The 1,845-nt window shown below is 70.6% G+C and carries 2 protein-coding genes; both read right to left on the bottom strand.

Annotated elements, in window-relative coordinates; translation table 11 throughout:
• Positions 1-976, bottom strand: a 976-nt coding sequence (locus A7A76_RS25710; protein WP_241201068.1) for a collagen-like triple helix repeat-containing protein, incomplete at its 3' end; no start/stop codon positions are given.
• Between the two features lie 564 nt (positions 977-1,540).
• On the bottom strand, positions 1,541-1,845 hold a 305-nt coding region (locus A7A76_RS20015; protein WP_206412949.1), incomplete at its 5' end, for a PhzF family phenazine biosynthesis protein.

The raw sequence follows: 1,845 nt of genomic DNA on the forward strand, positions 1-1,845 counted from the left end.
CGCCGCCGATCGCCGCGCCCAGGCCCGCGCCGGCCGAAGCCACGCCGCCGACCACGCCGCCGACGCCGCGCGAGGCGTTGGCGACCAGATTGCCGCCGCCGTTGCCGCCGGTAGTGCCGCCGTTGACCTGCAGCAGGCCCGCCACCGGCGTCACGATCTGGCTGACCGCGCCGGTGAGCTGCTGCCCGGCCTGGCCTTCGATCACCCCGCCGAGCTTGCCGCCGAGGGTCTTGACCCCGCCGCCCACGCCCGACACCAGGCCGCCGGCCGCGCTGGTCAGCGGCTGGATCGGCGAGCCCTGGAACGCGCCGACGGTGGCGACCGTCTTGCCGAGATCGTCGACGGTGGTGCCGACGTTGACTACGAGGTTATCGACCCCGCCGGCGGTGGTGCCGACCGGGTTGGCGATGTTGCCGATCTGGCCGAGCCCGCTGCTGGTCGCGCCGCCGAGGCCGCTGACGGTCTTGCCGAGGTCGTCGACGACCTTGGCCAGCCCCTGCGTGGTCGGGTTGCTGCCGCCGAGCAGGGCCTGGTTCGGAATCTGCGAGCCGAGCGAACTCACCCCGCTGCCGATGCCGGAGACCAGATTGCCGACGGTGGTGATGACCGAGCCGACCGGGTTGCCGGCCGAGGTGCCGCCCGGACCACCGGGATTGCCCGGTCCGCCCGGATTGCCGGGACCGCCCGGATTGCCTGGGCCGCCGGGATTGCCCGGACCACCGGGATTGCCGGGCCCGCCCGGATTGCCGGGACCGCCCGGATTGCCCGGGCCGCCGGGATTGCCCGGACCGCCCGGGTCGCCAGGACCCCCGGGGCCGCCGGGCTCGCCGGGGCCGCCCGGACCGCCCGGGTTGGGATTGAAGCTGGATTTGACGCCGCCCGAGCCCGAGCAGCCCGTCGCCGATACCGTGATCGTCAAGATGCACGCAGCGAGCAGGCTGTAGGAAAGGGCCTTGCGAATGCCTTGGGTGTCCATCACGTCCTCCGAATGCAGCCTTGCGCTGCTCCGTGCCCTGAGGTTTGGACTGCTGTGCCTGCGTCTGCGAGGAGCGACACCGGCCAAGCGCCGACAACACACATTCGAGGTGCGAATCTCGTGTGTATCGCGGACAGGCTGCTCCTGTTTATCGTTAAAGGCGCGTGATGAAAGCGGCCGTGCCGACGGCCCCGGCGGAGATTTCCGATAGCCGGTTATTTGCGTGAGAAACGGTGATTTTCGTTCATGGCGGCGCGCTGAAACGCACTTCGCCGCAGCCGCCGGACAGGCCTGTCGCAGGCCCGCATGCGCCGGGTCGGAACCACGTCACCGAACCGACGAAACAGCAACTTTAAATTGTGACTCGGCGTGTGAATTGAATCGGGACCTAGAACCCGACTCTGGCTTCGGCGCCCAACGGGCTGACCGTCGCCCCGGTGCGCATCACCCGTCCCGGCGCGCCGAAAAGCCGCACGACCGTGTTCTTTTTTATCCATCCTCTGGGCGAATTTACGTAAACAGCGCCCAATGCATCATGCAAATACAAATTGGCAAAACCGCCGTTCACCACTCCACGCTGCCGCGGATCACCGCCTGCACCCGCCCGCCGACCCAGACCTCGCCGGCCTCGTCCACGCTCAGCTCCACCCGGCCGTCGCGCCCGACCTCGCGGCCCTGGCTGGCGCTGTAGCCGTCGCCCGCGCGCAGCCGCCCGGCGGCGAGCAAGGCGCTGGCGATCGCGGCGTTGGCGCTGCCGGTGACCGGATCCTCGGCGAAACCGTCGGCCGGGCAGAACGCGCGCACGGTGCGGGCGCAGCCGGCGACGTCGCCCGGCGCGAACAGGGCCAGGCCGAGCGCGTCGCCGCCGA

It is taken from the genome of Lysobacter enzymogenes (genome assembly GCF_017168095.1).
Classification (GTDB): domain Bacteria; phylum Pseudomonadota; class Gammaproteobacteria; order Xanthomonadales; family Xanthomonadaceae; genus Lysobacter; species Lysobacter enzymogenes_D.